This is a genomic window from Pseudomonas sp. CP-1 (assembly GCF_021213715.1).
Lineage (GTDB): Bacteria > Pseudomonadota > Gammaproteobacteria > Pseudomonadales > Pseudomonadaceae > Pseudomonas > Pseudomonas aeruginosa.
Genome location: NZ_JAJQKY010000014.1, coordinates 1 through 16,611 on the forward strand (window position 1 = coordinate 1; position 16,611 = coordinate 16,611).

The 16,611-nt window shown below is 56.4% G+C and carries 15 protein-coding genes and 3 pseudogenes; 15 read left to right on the forward strand and 3 right to left on the reverse strand.

The annotated features are described in order from the left end of the window. Positions 1 to 59: 59 nt before the first annotated feature. Together LT948_RS23530 and LT948_RS23535 are read left to right on the forward strand one after the other, a co-directional pair. Positions 60 to 767: a VRR-NUC domain-containing protein gene (locus LT948_RS23530; protein WP_058199715.1), complete on the forward strand. Its 708-nt coding sequence runs from the start codon at positions 60 to 62 to the stop codon at positions 765 to 767. 15 nt (positions 768 to 782) lie between these two features. Next, a complete protein-coding gene (locus tag LT948_RS23535; RefSeq protein WP_033995702.1) occupies positions 783 to 1,868 on the forward strand; it encodes a DUF3396 domain-containing protein in 1,086 nt (361 codons plus the stop codon). 1,295 nt (positions 1,869 to 3,163) lie between these two features. Here the strand turns inward: LT948_RS23535 and LT948_RS23540 are convergent. Continuing rightward, positions 3,164 to 3,859, reverse strand: a complete 696-nt coding sequence (locus LT948_RS23540) for a helix-turn-helix transcriptional regulator (protein WP_033995705.1) — start codon at positions 3,857 to 3,859, stop codon at positions 3,164 to 3,166. Between the two features lie 210 nt (positions 3,860 to 4,069). On the opposite strand from LT948_RS23540, the gene LT948_RS23545 reads away from it, so the two are divergent. The 8 genes and pseudogenes from LT948_RS23545 (at position 4,070) to LT948_RS23575 (ending at position 12,044) form a co-directional block, all read left to right on the forward strand. Next, a complete protein-coding gene (locus LT948_RS23545; protein WP_033995706.1) occupies positions 4,070 to 4,804 on the forward strand; it encodes an HNH endonuclease in 735 nt (244 codons plus the stop codon). A 317-nt stretch (positions 4,805 to 5,121) separates the two neighbouring features. Next, positions 5,122 to 5,868, forward strand: a complete 747-nt coding sequence (locus tag LT948_RS23550; protein WP_132791274.1) for an ATPase — start codon at positions 5,122 to 5,124, stop codon at positions 5,866 to 5,868. A gap of 459 nt (positions 5,869 to 6,327) precedes the next feature. Then, positions 6,328 to 6,729: pseudogene (locus tag LT948_RS23555) on the forward strand (LexA family protein); the annotation flags it as partial. 33 nt (positions 6,730 to 6,762) lie between these two features. Then, positions 6,763 to 6,882: pseudogene (locus LT948_RS33375) on the forward strand (Y-family DNA polymerase); the annotation flags it as partial. A 118-nt stretch (positions 6,883 to 7,000) separates the two neighbouring features. Next, on the forward strand, positions 7,001 to 8,158 hold the full coding sequence (locus LT948_RS23560; RefSeq protein WP_010794485.1) for a tyrosine-type recombinase/integrase: 1,158 nt from the start codon (positions 7,001 to 7,003) through the stop codon (positions 8,156 to 8,158). Positions 8,159 to 8,168: 10 nt separating this feature from the next. After that, positions 8,169 to 9,785 carry a hypothetical protein gene (locus LT948_RS23565; RefSeq protein WP_010794484.1) on the forward strand — a complete coding sequence of 539 codons (1,617 nt, stop codon included), beginning with the start codon at positions 8,169 to 8,171 and terminating at the stop codon, positions 9,783 to 9,785. Then, positions 9,766 to 11,619 carry a site-specific integrase gene (locus LT948_RS23570; RefSeq protein WP_010794483.1) on the forward strand — a complete coding sequence of 618 codons (1,854 nt, stop codon included), beginning with the start codon at positions 9,766 to 9,768 and terminating at the stop codon, positions 11,617 to 11,619. The genes LT948_RS23565 and LT948_RS23570 overlap by 20 nt, the downstream gene beginning before the upstream one ends. Before the next feature lie 71 nt (positions 11,620 to 11,690). After that, complete coding sequence (locus LT948_RS23575; RefSeq protein ID WP_008567186.1) at positions 11,691 to 12,044, forward strand: hypothetical protein; 354 nt, start codon at positions 11,691 to 11,693, stop codon at positions 12,042 to 12,044. 17 nt (positions 12,045 to 12,061) lie between these two features. Here the strand turns inward: LT948_RS23575 and LT948_RS23580 are convergent. Both LT948_RS23580 and merR read right to left on the reverse strand, forming a co-directional pair. Continuing rightward, a pseudogene (locus LT948_RS23580) lies at positions 12,062 to 12,249 on the reverse strand (DUF4113 domain-containing protein); the annotation flags it as partial. Between the two features lie 358 nt (positions 12,250 to 12,607). Further along, positions 12,608 to 13,018 (reverse strand): Hg(II)-responsive transcriptional regulator, encoded by a 411-nt coding sequence (merR, locus tag LT948_RS23585; RefSeq protein WP_008567182.1) that lies wholly within the window; start codon positions 13,016 to 13,018, stop codon positions 12,608 to 12,610. Positions 13,019 to 13,089: 71 nt separating this feature from the next. Between merR and merT the strand changes: the two genes are divergently transcribed. Genes merT through LT948_RS23610 form a run of 5 tightly spaced genes read left to right on the forward strand, consistent with a single transcriptional unit; the run spans position 13,090 to position 16,326 of the window. After that, positions 13,090 to 13,440: a mercuric ion transporter MerT gene (gene merT / locus LT948_RS23590; RefSeq protein WP_008567181.1), complete on the forward strand. Its 351-nt coding sequence runs from the start codon at positions 13,090 to 13,092 to the stop codon at positions 13,438 to 13,440. Positions 13,441 to 13,453: 13 nt separating this feature from the next. Further along, positions 13,454 to 13,729, forward strand: coding sequence for a mercury resistance system periplasmic binding protein MerP (gene merP, locus LT948_RS23595; protein WP_008567180.1), 276 nt, complete (start codon positions 13,454 to 13,456; stop codon positions 13,727 to 13,729). Positions 13,730 to 13,741: 12 nt separating this feature from the next. Beyond that, positions 13,742 to 14,176 carry an organomercurial transporter MerC gene (merC, locus tag LT948_RS23600; RefSeq protein WP_061191836.1) on the forward strand — a complete coding sequence of 145 codons (435 nt, stop codon included), beginning with the start codon at positions 13,742 to 13,744 and terminating at the stop codon, positions 14,174 to 14,176. A 32-nt stretch (positions 14,177 to 14,208) separates the two neighbouring features. Then, the gene (gene merA / locus LT948_RS23605; protein WP_008567178.1) at positions 14,209 to 15,891 is read left to right on the forward strand and encodes a mercury(II) reductase; all 1,683 of its coding nucleotides are present in this window, start codon (positions 14,209 to 14,211) and stop codon (positions 15,889 to 15,891) included. 18 nt (positions 15,892 to 15,909) lie between these two features. Then, positions 15,910 to 16,326 (forward strand): hypothetical protein, encoded by a 417-nt coding sequence (locus LT948_RS23610; RefSeq protein WP_008567175.1) that lies wholly within the window; start codon positions 15,910 to 15,912, stop codon positions 16,324 to 16,326. Positions 16,327 to 16,611 lie beyond the last annotated feature (285 nt).

Consider the following 16,611-nt stretch of genomic DNA (forward strand, 5'->3'; position numbering starts at 1 on the left):
AGGGCCTACTAACTAGGCAGCGGTACTAAAACTGGGGGCAGGTCACAGGAAGGCGAAGCATGAGTGATCAGCCGAGCCTTTCTCAGGGCGGAATGAGCCCCGAGGGCAAAACCAATCCCGTTGGAGTTTTGGAACCCAGACTCGATCCGCAGGACAAGAAGGTGTTGTGTTCGGCGATCTGCTATTGCAGTAGCGCCCCCAATGTCAGCCAGGATGGGAAGAATCTCAAGCAGACCTGTGTGGCGCAGCGATTGGGAGAGTTAGACGAAATTCTCCAGGGACGCAGCCCATACAAACCCGAGGTCAGTTACGACATGACCAAGAACCCTCCACAACCCATTCTCGACAGCCAGACGGGAACCAGTGCTCATAGCTGGATACCTGGCTGGATCAGCAAGTACTGGGATGAAGACCCAGATCATCCACCGTTCAGACCTGGTAGAGGCATGATTCGCCGGCCCGACGTGGTGATCGTCAAAGATCCAAACAGGCCGCCGACGCAAGACAATATCAAGCAGGTGGTGGAGATGAAGTTCCCACCTGACCCACCTGATAGCAGGCAGGTACAAGCGTACGAGAGGATCGCTGGCGATGAACGGAAAATCGTTGAAATGAAGTCCACCGATTGCGACTGTAGCCAGGAAAATCAGCAATCCAAGGTGCCAGTAGAGCAGCTTGGGTGGGCGGCAGCTATCGCAAGTGGCGTGATGTTTATCCTGACACGTGGCCGCTCTCCGCGACCGCCCATCCCAGCACCAGCCTATTGATTTAGAGGAAACCCCATGGAGCAGGAATTCAACCTGGCAGACGAGTTGGCCAAGCAGCCAAATGTGCTGGAAATACCAGGCAATCTACTGATGAAAGGCGGCCCTCAGGACTACATCGGTGCCGTGCTGTGTCTGCGCGGAACGCTTTACTTCAAGGAGGCTCATACCCCTCTGGTGCGGGAAGCGCTATGCCAGTGCTTCGACGACTTCAAGCGCCTGGCAGAGCCCCACCTCACTTGGCTTTGGCGCGAGGAACCTCCAGAGGGTAAGCCTCTGACTGCCTATGGTGATGCAAAGCCGTTGCGTGAAATGCTGGCCAGCATGGATGAGGATTACCCGCTGAGCTTCTATTACACGAGCGGTAAACAGTCTAACGACGCCGGTGCTTGGTACTTCGAGATTTTTGGCCAGGCAGCTTGGGAGTCGAAGATGGGAGACGATCTCAGTGTTCTGGAGTTCTCTGTTCCTCTTCTTTATCAGGAGCAGAACCCTTTGGGCTTCCTACGATTGTTCCTCGACTCTGCGCGCCGACTGGCTCCAGAGCAAGGCTATGCCGGACATTCCTTTAATCTCTCCGTGACCAACAGGGGAGACAATCAGCCCACGGAGGCCTTCATGGCAGCACGTATGCCTGGGCTGGATGTGGGTGTTGCTGGCCTGCTTGCTAATCGTCCGGCGTTCAAAACCAGCAAGATAAAGACTGTCAGTTGGCTGACCATACTCGACCAAGTGCGGTTAGAGCAGGTCGGTGGTCTGGAGGCATTGCGCGCTCAGCTGCCGTCCAGTCATTTCGCTTTCTACGACTACGGTGCCGGTGTGGTGATTCAGGCCGGAGCGTACCCAGCCGGTGGCGATGCCGAAGACCCGAGACCCGCCTCTTACGTGTTACTGAACCATGTGCTGAAGGACATTCGCTATGAGACCGTGGGTTCGCTGCACGGCGGCTCTCACGACGGCGAGCTACGACTGGTAGGCTGGTCGGCAGATCAGTGGCTCAAGCGTTTGGATGTGGACGAGGGCGAGATTTCCGCCTGGCGTGCCAAGCTCCTTAGCAACGAACCTTACCTGGACTCCGCGAATACCCTGCCGGAGCGCTTGTAGGGGTTCTGCTGCCCCCATAACAGGTGGAAGGCATAGAGCCCTCCGCAGCAACTGAACAGGCATGTTCGCTCTGCTTAGGGCCAATTGGTGGGAAAGGACGGCTGCCTCGGGGGGAAGTTGTTCGCGACTGATCGCCAGGGCCGGCCAGGCACGCGGGGATCAAAGGTGAGCGCCTGAGGCAGCTATTTTGCTCACAAAGGGAGTGATCGACGTTGAAATCTGGTTTGCTACAGGTAGGTGATGCCTGTCCGGCTTTCTACGTAGCAACGATGACCCTGCGTCCACTGCTTATCGTCGCCGAACGATGAAGCAGTGGCTGAAAAAAGGCGGCCTACTCTCGTAGGCCGCCCTTCAAACACCCAATCTAGCTGTTCCTCATTTCCTCAATCCAGCGGAACAGGCGGCGGCAGCACTCACGAAAAACTTCTGATGCGGCCAACGCTGCGAGCCAGGAAACGATTTTCTTCAGCCAATCAGGTGCACCACGACGAGCGCTCATAAGGGTAATTCCTATTCACGAGCTAATAGACGTGGGCGTTTCAGCCGATATTTTTTGCACCTGTTACGGGCGCGGCGACGTACAGACCATAAAAATGGTCGGCGTCGAGCTTGATATCGCTCTCTGTCAGAGGCCTTTCGTCACCGATGGCCTTTGTCAGGGACTAGCACCAGGCACTCAATCCCTTGAGTGCGCTGAGCTGATTTCTCTCACATCGCGATAGATGAGGAGCGATTCGGTTCTCGATTCCACCCGAGGTTCATATCGAGATCGCTGTTTTGGCTTCAAACCCGGCGCAGCCAGAGGTGTGCCAGGTGTAGCAGTTACCGTGAGACGCGGTTAAGGCGGTCTCCGGTGAAATTTCTGACCGGCGAATGAGCCTATCGTCAGCCCCGCTCGGCATTACAGGTGCACGAGGCAGGTTTTAGCATGTGCTCGGCGACCGGTATGAACGCTTCGGTCGCAATGGGGCCTGTACCCTGAGCTAGCGAGAATCCCGACCAATCCATGGCGGTATGCAACGCTGATATGGGAGTTGCATCAGATGCAGCGCTCCAGTTTTTCTAGCGGCTCGCCAACTAGGCACATGAGCCACTAGAGATTTTTATGCCTGGCAGGCCAGGATTTGCTGGCTACCGCCTGGCTGGCACCATAGCTAAGCAGAGCGTGTCTGCCCGGCTATGTGCTAGTTCTGGCTTGAAACAGCCCGTTCAGAGCCTGAAAATCCAGACTCCTGTTTGAGCGTATCTGACACACCACCAAAGGCGCAAGAGATCCCATTCGAGTTGACGCGGCACTATAGGCTAACGGCGCCAGACTTCGGTGTGGCGAACTGCGTAGGCTCTTCTCCCATCGGAAAGGCAACGACATACAGGATTTTTGCGGGCATAGGCTCAGAGGCTGGGTTTGTCCCCCATTTCATCTTTACCTTTCGCTCGCTGTAAACCAGAGACACTCCAAGCGCGTTGAGTGCATCGATGAACGACTGCATCTCGTCATACACCTCGATTTTCTGCCTTTCGCTATACAGGTCGGCGCAATCGCGATACTCCCTGAAATAGTCCACCAAACCGGAAAATGCTTCCTCGGCTTCGCGGGTCAACTCGAACGCCGGCTCGGACATGTCCGCCGTACTAGTTGTCACCAGTTTGGCTAGCTGCCTCCCCGTGGTCAGCGGTGTGGCCGCCAAGGTGACATTCTCTTTGTCGTATTTCTCTTGGGCGGCCCTTAGCTCTTCCTCGGAGGGGATCTCATAGGCCTTGTTGAAAACATCGATGTCTTCGAACTCGAATGCTCGCGCCAGGGCACGTCGCGTGTTGAAGTCTCCTGAGAGGCCTTTCTCGACTCGCTGAATCGTTCGCTCACTCAACCCTGAGATCCCCGCTAGCTGCTCTTGAGACCAGCGGTTGGCTTCGCGAAACAATCTGACGCACTGAGCAAGTTCAGTAGGAGTGAGTGGACGGGGTTGCTGGCTGGATTCAGAGGTTTTCATTTTGCTGCTCCATCACGTTGAACGATGTAGCTAGTGTGGAGAGTAGACAGCCAGGCCAACACGACAGGAACACGACAGTGAACTGACAAAGGAGGCGCCTCGATTCTCATTGTTGAAACCATACCTTTGCATGTTTGGCTGGCAACAAGGTAGACGCTACGCAGGTAGATCGATAGCCTGACCCTTCTAACGCCATCAAAAGGAACAAGCATGGCCAGGCTTATTCAGCTATCCAACACTTCTTGGGAGCAGCCATTTCGTGACCGGAAGAAAGAGCATGCTCTATGGGGCTCACACCCAGAGGTTCGTGAACACTGTGATTTCGTAGATGGCACCCGTCGCCTTCTCCAGATTTCATTTGAACCGCGTTTCGATCTAGATGTGGTTGATCACTTCCAGATCACCAGCGGATGTGAGATTCAATTTCCTCAAGCTCTGGTCGAGATAATCCGTCCCATCGTGCAGGAAAACCCGGAGTCCAGCTTCGTCGTTACCGTGCTTGATGCTGAGGAATACGAAGATGGGCAGGGCAGCAAGCAGGACACCTCCACCCTCATCACCTCTCGCGCCACGACTGTCATGGCTCGTGTTGGCCAGCAAAGATTTAGAAAGCAGGTAATGGCGTTCTGGGGAGATGCATGCGCACTCTCCGGCGTGGATGAGCCCAAGCTACTGATCGCCTCTCACATCGTGCCCTGGAGCAAATCAGACGCCGACGTGAAGCTTGATCCATTCAATGGGTTGTTGCTGGCTCCGCATTATGATCGGCTCTTCGACCAAGGCCTGATCTCTTTCCATGATAACGGCTCGATTCTCATGTCGCCGGCTGCGAAGCAGCTACCACCAGAGTTCGGCCTGTCTTCGACAATGAGGTTGCGCAAGATCGATCCAAGGCATTTGCCTTACCTTGCTGAGCACCGCCGTACCTTTGGCTACGACAAGTGATACCGCTACAAATGATTGAATTCAGTACGGTCTAGATCAGGGACTTGAATCGGATGTCGACTAGAACCCCCATCACACGAGCTTACTGCGTCCAGCTGGGCGAGGTACTCTCAATCGCCGAAGCCCGGCGAGCCTTTTTCTCACTCCCAGAACCCCGCAGCCGCTTCAGGTTCTTGTGCTCGAACGAGACGTGCCGCGACCTCGCAATACAAGCCGAAGTCACCGCAGTTAACTATGACAAACAACCCCACGACACCTATCGCATAGCGCACTTTCGTGAGAATCCGAAATACGCGCACGCTCCGGACTGCGAGTGGATGATTGATGAGGATGCCGAAGAGGTCGATGGCAAGCTCCCTGGGGAAACCGATGGCGACGCGTTCCTTCGAAGGGCTCGCCGCAAGCTGCATGACTACATTGATGTCTTCGATCCCACCACTGAAGAGACAACAGAGGGAACCTCCTCAGGAGGCACTGCCGGCGTCAGTGATGTTACAGAGGGGAGTCGAAGCACAGGGATAGGTCGAGGCGAGAGAGTATCTCGAAACCACAGAACCAGCAGTTTTGAGCGACTGGTGGAGTGCTACCGACACGCCAAGCTTGAACTCTCCGATGAGGAGTTCAAAGCCATGAAGCTCAGGATAGTCGGCGAAGGCGAGATTCCCCTGTCTTGGTACTTCAAGAGCATCGCCTATGCCAAGGTAGGACTCTCAAACCGTGTTATCCATGGAGGTGCCAGCCTGGTCAAGCGCTATGGCACGGGTAACGATCACGATTTAGGGTTCAAGCTCAGGTTCTTTGACTGGGTTGATAACAAACCAGTGTTCCTCTACGTATCCAAAGAGCAGATGAGCGAGTACCGATTTCGGCGATACATCGATGGAATTCTGCGCCAGAAAGATGCCGATTACTTCCGTGTATTCGCGCTAGGGGAGCTTGCTCTTGCCCCCAGCGGCAAGAGCATCGACTTGAAAGTTAACGACCTGAGGCAATTGGTGGTGATTCCGGGCTTTAAGCAGCCTCCCAAGGGTGATGCTGTGACGTTTCCAGTGGAGCAGTCGTGATGTCGCACGTGCCACAATCGATGGGTTTCCATATGTCCCATTGCACAGACTGGTACTGCGCCTCTGCGGCAGCAGCTTTAGGTTGGTCAGGAACCACGAAGTAGCAATGGACGCTGGAGGGGGCTGCTGGAATGCGCCTCGATCTTGCACCACACCGAGGGCGAGGATCTTGAGGCTCAGGTCTTCAGCTACGTCGTGCAAGCATGGACAGACGCTCAAATACAGGCGGAAGCTGGCCAGGCAATGGGGTGTTTAGATCGGCGCCTGCTGGTTGACCTCACTACTCGGCAGGCCCGCTTGGAGTGGAGCCCAGGCCCAGAAGCTGGCTGCGAAGGTGATACAGGAAGCGCTGTGCTGGGTGGCGATCCACTGTAGCGTCGACCGCCTGTCCTCGCCGATTGACCTCTCTCTGGACTTCGCAAATGCTGTTTGCATATACAGTATTCCTTGGATGTTCCGATGTCATCTCTTTCGATACTGGCCCGAGGTGAGCGGCTACGCGAGCGCCTGCTGACCGACGTAGCCACAGACCTGCGTATTACAGGCTTCCAGTCTCCCGCCGAGGATGAAAAGGAAGATGGCCTATCTCTCGACAGGCTTACCGGCCTGGGCTCACCGCATATCTGGGGTGTCCAGGTACTGGACGACAGCCTGATCGGCTTCGGTATTTTTCGTGGAGATCGGCTGATCGTTAATCGAGCGGCCAGTCACCTGGATGACAAGCTCGTGGTGGTAGACCTAGGCGGCGAGGGATACCGAGTGCGGCTGGTTCAGCGTGACTTGTTCGGAGGGCGCTGGCTCAAGGCTGCTGACCCCACCATGCCCGATCTACAGCTAGACGGCGAGCAGATCATTGAGGTGTGGGGTGTCGTGGGTAGTAAGTCGTGTGTCGCCATGAGCATACCGTCTCGTGTGTTTGCTCTCATCGACTGCAACAGCTTCTACTGTAGCTGCGAGCGGATCTGCCAGCCCGAGCTCAAGCGCCGGCCTGTCGTCGTGCTCTCGAACAACGATCTGAGGGATTGCTTCCGTTAGTAAATGAATTACAGTCCGCACCACCTTGATAGAAGCCTGAGAAATTACATTCCAGCCTCTGAAGGGGAGTCATCTGGATGGTGTTTAAGGCTGTGAAATGAGGCTGGTGTTCGCAACAAAAGACCTTGCTGTAGCGGGTCGATCATTCGAAGGTTTCCCTCTGTTGGTTGGCGCCGACGGTTGGCCAGTGGAGCCGGCGCAATCTTTCCTTTGGCACACGCTAGTCGAGTCAGGTGAGGCACTCAGTGCTCTGACGTGGGAGGCCTATGGACGCCGTCTGTTCGACTACTTCGCCTTCCTCGAGGCCAATGGTCTGGCCTGGAATGAGGAGAGTCAGGCAGATGGCCTGAGCGTCCTGTCGCGGTATAGAGACTGGTCGAGCGGTGAGTTGGAACTAGATCCCAGCACTCTGAACAAGCGACTGAACCTAATTGTGAGGTTCTACCAATGGGCCAAGCAGCGTGATCTGATCGCAGCGCTGCCCTTTGGCGAGCGAAGGGTCAGAGCGACTCCGCATTCCGGCTTCCTCAGTCACGTAGCTCGTCCTAACGCCGAGAGTACGAAGCCCTCAGTGATGGTGCGAGAGCGTAAGCGATTGACCAAATTCCTGACCAAAGATCAGGCTAAGGTTTGCCTCGCCCTCGATGCCGATCCAAGTCACCGGATCTTGTTCCATCTGATGGTTCGCACTGGTCTTCGCTCCTGCGAGGCGCGCACTTTCCCTTTCAAGTACGTCTTTAATCCTCGGCTGAAGAAGGGCCTCCGCCCTGGGCAAATGATCAGCGTGGCTCTCGAGCCATCGGACATGCATCTCAAGTACGGCCGCCCTCGAACAATTGACGTGCCTTGGTCGCTGATGGAGGAAATGTGGTCGTACACGCTTCATGAGCGCGAAGTACGGAAAGCGGCCGGCAACGGGCGCGCCACGGCCTTGGTGCTGACAAGGGAGGGGCGGCAGTACACGAAAGACTCCATCGTCGACGTGATGAAGGCGTATGAGCGCAAGTGCGGATTTTATGTTAGGGCCCACATGCTTCGTCATACCTATGGGACTTATACCCTTCTTGCCCTGAGGAAAAGCCGAGACTTTAAAGGAGAGCCATTGCTCTATGTCCGAGACAGGATGGGACACTCCGACGTTCAAACAACGATGGTGTACCTGCATCTCATTAATCAGCTAGAGGCTCAGTCTGTCCTTGCTCATGAAGACGAGATAGACATGATGTTTATGGCCGTCTCTACTCCAAGCATCTGAGGTACTACTGTTGGCCCGAAAGAAAAACTATAAAGCTGAAATGCAATCGGTCACTAAAGGATTCGAGACCGTAGAGAATGAGCTTAGAATCGATCTTCCGAAAAATCCCCGGAATGTAACTAAGATTGATCACTCTCAGTACATTGGGTTTGGCTTTGACGCATGGGCTATTCAGAGTATTCATGTAATCAGAGCACTGGTCAATGGAGGGAATTTCTCCCTGGCCACTCTTGTAGGGTACTCCAGCAATGGCCTTCGATATTTCATGGCCTTCCTGAAAAGCGGAACGATTGATTCTCCGCCGTCAACCCCGAACAGCCTGACCAAGCGGCATCTTGAGCGATATGTTTCGTGGCTTAAGCTCAAGTATCCAAACGGGTCAACTGCGAAGAACTATTACACGTCGCTGAAGTCATTGATCATCAGCCTAATTGAATACGGATTCGTTGAGGCGGATAAAGATGATCTACTTCCAGCCGTTCCTTTCCCCCATACCGCGAAATCGACCAATGACGCGAAGCCGCTCAGTCTCTCGGAAATGCAGGGGCTCATCACTGCGCTAAAGTCAGATTTAGTAGCCATTCATAAGGGCTTATTCTCTGGAAATGACGCCGAAGCAATGACGGTCTTATTGCTGATTACTGCGGCCAGATCTGGAATTAACACTACGCCGCTTCTGGAAATGTCTAGAGATGCACTCCAGCCGCATCCATTCATCCCCAATCTTCGGCTCTTGAACACCGTAAAAAGACGCGGCAAGGGTGCTCAGAGCAAAACCATTCGACAAACTGAACTGCATGACGGATATAACCCAATTCCTTTAGATGGGGTGGCTGTTGTAAATAAGGCTTTGGCAATTTCTGAGCCACTGGTTGGGTTTGCGCCTGAAAAGCTTAAGTCGCATGTTTGGCTTTACCGCGCCGGACAGAATGGGCATGGTCATAGGGTAGTCGCGCTGGCTTCCAGTACGCTATTTCAATCAACAAAGAGTATCTGTGCGCGGCATGCTTTGAAGGACGATCAGGGCCAACCGCTGATCGTTAATCTCAGTCGTCTTCGAAAGACTATGGAAAGTAGGCTTTGGAAGCTCAGCGGCGGCGACCTACTGGAGGTGTCCGCTGTGATGGGCCATTCCCCTAGCGTTGCTGATAACCACTATTTGAAGATAAATGACGAGATCAAGGTTGAGGGTGCCACCTTCGTAGGGGAAGCATTCACCGATCAGCTGCGTGGCATCAACGTCACACCGACACCCCCAGGAGGTTGCAAAGATAGCCTCTATGGAAGCCTGGCACCCAAAGATGGCGTTACCCATTGTTCCGAGTTCATTCATTGCTTGACATGTCCTAGTTACGCAATTGTAGGGACTCTCGGAGACTTGTATCGACTGTTCAGCTATCAGCAGTTTTTGCACGCTGAGATGGAGTATTTTTTAACAGATGAGTGGGCGGCATGGCGGAAACGCCAGGGCGATTTCATCAGGCTTATTGACGAGTTTACGTCTCGAAAATTCAAGATTGAACTGATCGAAGCGGCTAAAGCCAAAGCGAAAGCGTCCCCTCATCCGTTCTGGGGATGCAAGATTGAGTTTATGAGGAAAGTTCGAGGTGACGCTCTTGTCGGCTAATCGGAACTCTAGGGCCGCCCTTAAGGCCTATGATGTGCTATTCGCGCAACCTGTAACTGCCTCGGGCCTCAGCAAGGCTGAGCGTGATGCGATAGTTATTAGTGCCATTGTTAATGATCGTGGCGAAACTCTTGTATTAAGCCGCTTTGGCGATGCTCGCTGGGATCTTCGACCTTTCTTTGATCAATCTAACGTAAACGAGGGGCACAAGTACGTCAGTTGGGATTTTAATCTCCCACCTGAGATGATTGATGACTGCAAAGCAGTTGCGTATGCATGGTTCAAGAGAGGGCTTCCAGGGTCAAAGCCACCTGTCGCACGGGGTATTACAACTCTCGTCAGTGCCAGTGTCATTCCATTTATTCGTTGGCTTAGCGATTTAGAGCTTGAACGATTTTCCGATGTTCGGCCCATACACATTAGTAATTATATTCACCATTGCAAGTCAGAGTCGTTAAGACCAATGCCTCTTTATTCCAGGCTGCGGATAATTGACTTTTTATGGATATTCTCTGCCGAAACCCTTTCCCCTCTTCAGTGTTTTCCGTGGGGGGACTCGTCCCTGTGGCGAGTCAGCGGAATTGGAGAAGCAAGGGGTACTTCGGCTGCCAATAAGAATACGGGTAGAACGGATATAATTCCGCCAGATGATCAGGCGAAGATCTTCAACTATTGCGAGCAGATCGTTCATAAGACGAAAGAAGATCTGAAAGCCACCGGAATTGACACTTTCACTCGCCGCAGCCCCAAAATGATTCGTTGCCGCGATGCTGTTTTGTACATTGCATCCATTACCAGTGGCATGCGTAACGAAGAGGTCATCGGGATTGAAGTCGGTGCGTGGCGAAAAGAGGTAGTGGATGGCGTTACTTACTGCTGGGTAACCACGACCGAGCATAAAACGGGAAAGGGACGAGTCGACTATCTTGTCCCTGAGCTTACGCTGGATGCGTTGAATCTCTTCGCCATGTGCTCAACCCCCATGAGAAGGGAGCTCGAGGCGGAGTTGAGTGACCTTGAACTGTCATGCAATTCAGTTGACTCCGCTGATCTTTTGCTTCGATTGGAGAAAGCCAGAAAGGACTCGAAGAGACTGTTCCTCTGCTTGAATGGGTACGGCAACAAAGCCGAACGTGTTGGACACATCGAAGTGCTCAGCGCCGCAGGTTCCAATGAAGCCTTCAAGCGCGTCGCAAAAGCGGCTGGAAGTGATTGGCCATTGCGGACTCACCAGTGCCGTCGCACCTATGCCCGGTGCTTCGTTGAGTCTCGCATGGGGCGTACCTCGCTCGTCTTCCTCAAGTGGCAGTTCAAACACAGCAGTATGAGCATGACTCAGCTCTATGCCTCCAACCCCCTACAGGATCTCACCCTGTTCGATGAAATCCTCCAACAGATGACGGAATTCAAGATCGATCTCATCGAGTCGTGGTTGGATGATCAGCCACTTGCTGGAGGGGCGGGTGAGAGGATCATGGAGCTACGTGCCATTCCGATCAAAGATCGGAGTGCCTTGCTGGCCCAGACAGCCCCCCATGCAAACATTCGAGCGACTGGTCATGGCTGGTGCATCGCGACAGAACGGGGCTGTGGTGGGGCTGGTTTGTATGAGGCAACCCGTTGTCCTGGCTGCAAACACTCTGTGATTGACGAGACCTTTGCCACCACGTGGCAGGGGATCTACTCGCATCAGCTGGAGCTGATGGAAATCGACGATGCCGGGCCGGCTGTAAGGCAACGGGCAAAACGTGATATGCAGGTCGCATTCGACGTAATCAGCAGCCTTGGCCTGTCTCCTTTGGACGCTCGCGACAGTGACCCAACGCGAACTTGAAGGTGCCGACTTTGACCAATAAGCCAACTGCGCAACGATCCTCCGGACGCTCCAGACAGAAGACCTCGGAGATGCTCGATAAGGTCATCGACGGCATCCTTTCAACAAACGGAAAGCTGTCCATTTCTGGCGTAGCGAAAGCGGCAGGGGTCACTCCAGGTCTCATCCACAACACCTACCCAGCCGTGGCTGAACGCATTCGTGGTCTGATGGGGAAATCAGTCCGAGCACAGCGCGATTCGAAGCACCAAGCATTGTTGAAGGAGAGGGAGCTGAACAGAGCATTGCGCGCGGAGAACGCACAGCTAAGCCAGGATCTGGCTCGACTGGCCTCAGTGAATCAGACCCTGATTCTCGAACTAGCTCAACTGAAGGGCGTAGCCACTGGTAAGGTGGTTCTTCTGAGCAGTAAGCCGGCTTCCTAGCAGCGCTGGGGTGTGCCTCACCTCACTGTCCAGAGCTGATCTAACCGTGTGGTATAGCTTGGGCCGAGCATTTCCCGACACATCCCCAGTCAGGAGTCACCGGCACCCCGCCCAGGCGGAGCGTGCCTCGACCCCACTTGGAATTGATCCGATCCATCACCTGCATGACCTTCTCAGAGGCGACGGGCTGTACGGCGGCGATCACGATGTCACGAGAGCGACCGAGCAGATTGTCTCCATGCGCGACAAGGCTGACGCAATCCTAGTGGCGGAAACCGTCAAGAAGATTGAACAACTGGGCGCCACGGCGGCAGGCCGTGGCGAAGCGAAGCGCAGCCCGGCTGTCCGCCTGCAAGGTAGATATGTGCTACTCGACCAGATGCAACGTGGGCCCGCCCCACTGATGCACAAGGGCAAATAGCAGTACCAACCTAGGGCCTTTGCAAGTGCTCCTTTGCCCAGTCAGCGGCGCTCAATGAGCGCCGCTCTTTCCACCTTCAGACCGACAAACAGAGAGCCCTGACAAACGGGAAATCGTGGGCTAACGCGCGAAGTGCGGGCGGTCACTTGCTCGCTTGCAGCGAAACGATCAGCGGACAGCTCACTGTCCCTTGGCTCGCGCAACAGTCATCAACCAGCTGCGCCAAGACCGACTCGATCCGCTGAAGATCCGCGAGTTTCTCACGCACATCCTCAAGCTTCTGCTCGGCGAGCACACGCGCTTCGTCGCAGTGCGCGCCGTCGTCCAGTCGCAACAGTCCGGCCACTTCATCAAGGCTAAAGCCCAGCCGTTGCGCGGACTTCACGAATCTCACCCGTGCGACATCCGCCTCGCCATAGCGGCGAATGCTGCCGTAGGGCTTGTCCGGTTCGGGTAACAGCCCCTTGCGTTGATAGAACCGAATGGTTTCCACGTTAACCCCGGCTGCCTTGGCAAAGGCGCCGATGGTCAGGCTTTCCACCGCGTTGTGCATGCCGCTTGACCCCGTACCTAACTACGGAAATAACCTTAACCCATCGATCAACCACTCGGAAGGATGAACGTATGTCTGAATCGCGAAATGGGCGCGGTGCACTCCTCACTGGAGGTCTGGCGGCAATCCTCGCGTCCACGTGCTGCCTGGGGCCGCTGGTGCTGATCGCCTTGGGCTTCAGCGGTGCCTGGATCGGCAGCCTCACCGTTCTGGAACCTTACCGCCCGTTCTTCATTGGCGCGGCACTGGTTGCGCTGTTCTTCGCTTACCGGCGCATTTTCCGCCCGGCTCAAGTCTGCATACCCGGTGAGGTCTGCGCTGATCCCCAGGTAAGCACCATCTACAAGCTCGTTTTTTGGGTCGTGACGGCCTTGGTGCTGGTCGCGCTCGCTTTCCCCTACATCCTCCCCTTGTTCTACTAATCAGGAGTTGGTCATGAAAAAGCTGCTTGCCGCTCTCGCCCTCATTGCTGTGGTTTCCCCAGTGTGGGCCGCCTCCCAAATCATCACCCTGTCGGTGCCGGGCATGACCTGCGCCGCTTGCCCAATCACGGTGAAGAAAGCGCTGACCAAGGTCGAGGGCGTGACCAAGGCCGAGGTGAGTTATGAGAAGCGCGAAGCCATCGTCACCTTCGACGATGCCAAGACCAGTGCGCAGGCGCTGACCAAGGCGACAGAGGACGCCGGCTACCCGTCCAGCGTCAAGCAATAGGCGGGCATTCCGATGGCAAATTCTTTCAATCTGTTCACACGGATCGGTGACAAAGCCGGTTCCGTCGGCGTGCTGGTTTCCGCCATAGGTTGCGCCTCGTGCTTTCCCGCCCTTGCCAGCCTGGGCGCCACGATCGGACTGGGCTTTTTGAGCCAATGGGAAGGCCTGTTCATCACCACGCTGTTGCCGTTGTTTGCCGGCGTGGCTCTGCTCGTCAATGCCCTCGGCTGGTTCAGTCACCGGCAGTGGCGACGCGCTGCGCCTGGCCTGATCGGCCCGACCCTGGTGCTGGTAGCGGTGTTTTTGATGCTGGCTCACGGCTGGCGGAGCGGCTGGCTGCTCTATATCGGCCTGGCCGTCATGTTTGGGGTGTCCATCTGGGACTTCGTGTCGCCCGCGCACCGCCGTTGCTCCCCGGCGTCCTGTCCGACGCCGCCAAACCAGTGAACCTGACAAGAGACGATTCAATGAGTAACGTTATGACCGAACTGAAAATCATTGGCATGACCTGCGCATCCTGTGTCGTGCATGTGAAAGAGGCCTTGGAGAAGATTCCGGGCGTGCATCGGGCGGATGTTTCCTACGCCAGTGGGAGGGCCGAATTGAAGGTCGACGAGGCCGTAAGCCGTGAACAAATGCAGGCCGCCGTCGAGGCCCTGGGGTATCGAGCGGCGTTCGAAGACATCACGCTACCTACCCGTCCCGGCCTGCTCGATAAGGCACGGGGCTGGCTGAGCGGTGGCACTGACGCCGGGAAAGAGGGTGACAGGCTTCACGTGGCGGTTATCGGCAGTGGTGGCGCCGCCATGGCGGCCGCGCTCAAGGCGGTAGAAAGGGGGGCCCGCGTCACCCTGATCGAGCGCGGCATCATCGGCGGCACCTGCGTCAACGTCGGCTGCGTGCCCTCCAAGATCATGATTCGCGCCGCGCACGTGGCCCATCTGCGCCGCGAAAGTCCGTTTGATGGCGGACTGCCCGCCACGCCGCCGCTTGTCTTGCGCGAACGGTTGCTCGCCCAGCAACAGGGTCGTGTCGACGAACTGCGCCACGCCAAGTACGAAGGCATTCTGGAAAGCACCCCAGCCATCACCGTGCTGCGTGGCTCCGCCCGCTTCCAGGACAGCCACACGCTCAGTGTGGAACTGGTCGAGGGGGGCGAGCGCATCGTGACCTTCGACCGCTGCCTGATTGCCACCGGCGCCAGTGCGGCCGTGCCGCCGATTCCCGGACTGCAAGATACCCCCTTTTGGAACTCGGAAAAGGCGCTGGCAAGCAGCAGTATTCCGCAACGGCTCGCCGTGATCGGCTCATCCGTGGTGGCCTTGGAGCTGGCGCAAGCCTTTGCCCGGCTGGGTAGCCGCGTCACCATCCTGGCGCGCAACTCGCTGTTCTTCCGTGAAGATCCGGCCATCGGCGCAGCGCTGACGGCGGCCTTCCGCCTGGAGGGCATCGAAGTGCTGGAACAGACGCAAGCCAGCCAGGTGGCCCATGCCAACGGCGAGTTCGTGCTGACCACCAAGCACGGTGAAGTGCGGGTCGACCAACTGCTCGTCGCCACCGGACGCACGCCCAACACCCACGGCCTGAACCTGGAAGCGGCCGGCGTGCAGCTGGATGAACGCGGTGCCATCCAGATCGACCAGGGCATGCGCAGCAGCAAAGCGGATATTTATGCGGCCGGCGACTGCACCAACCAGCCGCAGTTCGTCTATGTCGCGGCGGCGGCCGGCAATCGCGCGGCGATCAACATGACCGGCGGCGAGGCAATGCTCAATCTCGACACCATGCCGGCCGTGGTGTTCACCGATCCGCAGGTGGCCACCGTCGGCTTCAGCGAAGCGGAAGCGCACCAAGCCGGCCTCGAAACCGACAGCCGCACCTTGACCCTGGACAACGTGCCGCGCGCTCTGGCGAACTTTGACACACGGGGGTTCATCAAGCTGGTCGCCGAAACGGGCTCGGGCCGACTGCTGGGCGTGCAGGCAGTGACCCCGGAAGCGGGCGAGCTGATTCAGACGGCCGCCCTCGCCATCCGCGCCCGGATGACGGTGCAGGAACTAGCCGACCAATTGTTCCCCTACCTGACCATGGTCGAGGGCCTGAAGCTCGCGGCGCAAACCTTCAGTAAGGACGTGAAGCAATTGTCCTGCTGCGCCGGGTAAAGAATGCGAGGTGCAAACATGAACATTAAGACTAATGAACTCGGCAGGGGTGACAGCCTGCGCCAGACATGGCAGGTGATCAGCTTCTGGGGGCTGCCTGCCGTTGTCGCGACGCTAACCATTCTTCTGGCAGATCGACACCCCACGCTATTCCTGGCCGCAAGCGCCGCGCTGGCGGTGATGGGTGGCGCCTGCCTGGTCAATGCCGCACGCTGCCGCCGACTTCACTGCTACCTCACGGCGCCGTACTTCCTGTTGCTCGCGCTCGGCGGGCTGCTGGCTTATGGCTTCGACCCGCATGGCGAGCAGTTCTCCAGACTGTGGCTATTGCTGGCACTGGGGGCGGCACCCTTGCTCATCTGGCTGCCCGAGCGCCTGGCCGGCCGAAAGTACCTTGGCGCTCCAGGGTGCGGAGAAGGCCGGGAGTGTCGGTGATGTAGGCCCTCTCAGCAGCCCTGATTGGCCGGGAACGCTTCGGTCTCCGTAATAGTGCTGCGAGCCAAGGACGTTATGCGAGGACTCCGTGTGCTTTTCGGTTTCGCCTGCTCTTCCGAACAACCGAACGACTCCAGCCGACAACAGATGTGCACGCTCATGAAGTTCATTCAAAGTTTTTTGGGGCCTCGCGGCCCCAGGGACACGACATTCGAGGCGGGCAGCTAGTTGGCCGCATGGGGGTGGGTCGGACTGAAAAGCCCTGATTTAGGCTGCGAAGGACGA